This window comes from Streptomyces nanshensis (assembly GCF_001751255.1).
Classification (GTDB): Bacteria; Actinomycetota; Actinomycetes; order Streptomycetales; family Streptomycetaceae; genus Streptomyces; species Streptomyces nanshensis_A.
Genome location: NZ_LJGW01000612.1, coordinates 1 through 2,700, shown reverse-complemented (window position 1 = coordinate 2,700; position 2,700 = coordinate 1). Strand labels below are relative to the sequence as shown.

Genomic DNA, 2,700 nt, shown 5'->3' with positions numbered 1-2,700 from the left:
GGCTCGTCTACGCGGTCGCGCTCGCCGCCGGCGCCGGGCTCCTCCAGTACGCGGGCCAGGAACCGGAGTATGTCTCGCTGCTCCCGGCCGCCGCCGGCGCTGCCCTGCTCGTACCGGCCGCGCTGCGGCTGATGCCCCGCGGCACATACCGGGCCGCGCGCGGACTGCCCGCGGTGGTGCTGCTGCGCGGACTGGCCGCCGGCGGCTTCGTGGTGGCGGAGAGCTTCGTACCGCTGATGCTCGTCAGCCAGCGCGGACTCTCGGTCACGATGGCCGGACTGGCGCTCGCCGCGGGCGGACTGACCTGGGCGCTGGGCTCCTTCACGCAGTCCCGGCAGCGGCTCGGGCCCTACCGGGTACGGCTGGCGCGGGCCGGAATGGTGCTGGTGACGGGCGCCGTGGCGTACGCGCCCGTGGCGCTCGCGCCCGCCGTACCGGTGTGGACGCTGGCCGCGGCGATGGCCGTCGGCTGCTACGGCATGGGCCTGGTCATCTCGTCCACGAGCGTGCTGCTCCTCCAACTGTCCGCTCCCGAGGAGGCCGGACGGAACTCCGCTGCGTTGCAGATGTCCGACAGCCTGTCCAACGTGGTGCTGCTCGCCGTCACGGGTGCCGCGTTCGCGCTGTGCGGCGGCGGTGCGGTACGGGTCGGCGCGGACGGCTCGACCGCGGCGGCGACGGAGGGCCGTCCGCTGCCGTTCGTCGCGGTCTACGCGGTGGCGGCGCTGGTGTGCGCGGTCGGTGCGGGGGTCGCGGGGCGGCTGCGCGAGCGAGAGCGGTGACGGGGAGTGCTAAAGGGACCGGGCGGTGGACCCGGAACGCGTTCGGCGTGCGACGCCGTGTGACCGGTTCCGCGGCGACGCTGAGGCGTATGTCGCCCGGACCCAAATTCCGCTTATGGTTCGGGCATGTTCGACTCGCGGCACATACGGACGTTCCACGAAGTGGTGCGTGCCGGTTCCTACTCGGCGGCCGCGCGGCAGCTCGGTTACACCCAGCCCGCGATCACCCAGCAGATGAAGGCCCTCGAACGCTCCGTGGGCACACCGCTGTTCGTACGCGTCGGACGCCGGATGCGGCTCACCGAGGCGGGCGAGGCGCTGGAGCGCCACGCGGGCGTGATCCTGGAGAGGATCGCCGCCGCCGAGCAGCAGATGTCGGCGATCACGGGACTGCGTGCCGGACGGGTACGGATGTGCGCGTTCCCCAGCGCGGGGGCGACGCTCGTACCGGAGGCCCTGGCCCGGCTGGCCGTCGAACACCCGGGCGTACGGGTCGAGTTGCAGGAGGCGGAGCCGCCGGACTCCATGCGCCGCGTCGCCGACGGCGAGTGCGACATCACCCTGGCCTTCACCTACCCGGGGCTGCGTGAGCAGGTGCCGGACGAGCTGGTCGAGATCCCGCTCATGGAGGACCAGTTGACCGTGCTGCTGCCCACGGGCCACGCGATGGCGCGGCGCCGCGCGGTACGGCTCGCGGAGCTGGCGGACGAGCGCTGGATCGCCGGATGTCTGCGCTGCCGCGCCAACTTCCTGCACGAGTGCGCCGAGTTGGGCTTCGCGCCCGACGTGGCCTTCACCACCGACGACATCCTCGTCGTGCAGAGCCTCGTCGCCGAGGGGCTCGGTATCGCGATGATGCCGGGGCTGGTGCTCTCCTTCCTGGTGCACGAGAAGGTCACCGGACGCGCCCTGGACCCCGCCTCGCGCCGCCAGGTCTCCGCGTACGTGCTGCGCGAGCACCTCGACATCCCGGCGACCGCGCTCGTACTGGAGGAGCTGCGGACGGCCGCCGCCAACCGCGTGGGCTGCTAGGGCAGTTCGGGTCCGTAGCGTCCGCGTGCGTCCCGGCCGGTGCGGGCGGCCGCCCGTAAGTCCCCGTCCATAAGCGTTCGTTGGGCGAGCGCGAAGAAACTCTCGCTGGACGTGATGGATCGGCGGCGGCACGCTGCGGACATGGCCACTTCGACGCAGCACCGCACCGCGGAGTCCGGCGCCGCCGCCGCGCCCCGTACGACCGCGCGGCTCGACGCCCTCGTCGCGGAGATCCGCGGCGTCGTCGGACGCGGTATGGCGCCGGATGTGACGGCCTATCTCGTCGGCGAGAAGCTGGCCCCGCACCTCGGCGGGGACGCCGACCGGGACGGCGCCGGCGAGGGCAGCGCCGGGAGTGGCGACGGGCACGGCGCGGACGCCCTGCTCACCCCGGCCCAGTGCGAGGGCGACTCCGAGCGCTACCGCCAGCACTTGCTGCACGCCGAACCGGACGGCAGCTTCTCGATCGTCGCGCTGGTGTGGCTGCCCGGCCAGTGCACGTCCGTCCACGACCACGTCTCGTGGTGCGTCACCGGAGTGCACCGTGGCGAGGAGCACGAGCGGCGCTACCGGCTGCTGCCCGCGGACGAACCAGGCGGCAGCGCACGGCTGGTGGCGACGGAGGACGTGATCAACCCCGTCGGCGCGGTCTGCGGTTTCGCGCCGCCCGGCGACATACACAAGGTGTGGAACGGCTGCCGGGAGAAGGCCATTTCGCTGCACGTCTACGGTGCGGACATCTCCCGGCTGGGCAGCAGCGTGCGGCGGGTGTACGAGCTGCCGGCGGACCGCTGATGGCGCTTCTGGGCGACCGGCCGGGGACGGGCCCGGCACCGGGCCGCCCGCCCACGCCCACGCCCGCGCCTGCGCCCACGTCCACGCCGGG

The 2,700-nt window shown here is 73.6% G+C and carries 3 protein-coding genes; all 3 read left to right on the top strand.

Annotated elements, in window-relative coordinates; all coding sequences use genetic code 11:
* On the top strand, nucleotides 1–782 hold a 782-nt coding region (locus AN218_RS30250; RefSeq protein ID WP_141747762.1), incomplete at its 5' end, for an MFS transporter.
* 126 nt (nucleotides 783–908) lie between these two features.
* Complete coding sequence (locus tag AN218_RS30245; RefSeq protein WP_070020230.1) at nucleotides 909–1,814, top strand: LysR family transcriptional regulator; 906 nt, start codon at nucleotides 909–911, stop codon at nucleotides 1,812–1,814.
* 141 nt (nucleotides 1,815–1,955) lie between these two features.
* Nucleotides 1,956–2,609, top strand: a complete 654-nt coding sequence (locus tag AN218_RS30240; RefSeq protein WP_070020229.1) for a cysteine dioxygenase family protein — start codon at nucleotides 1,956–1,958, stop codon at nucleotides 2,607–2,609.
* The last annotated feature ends 91 nt before the right edge of the window (nucleotides 2,610–2,700 follow it).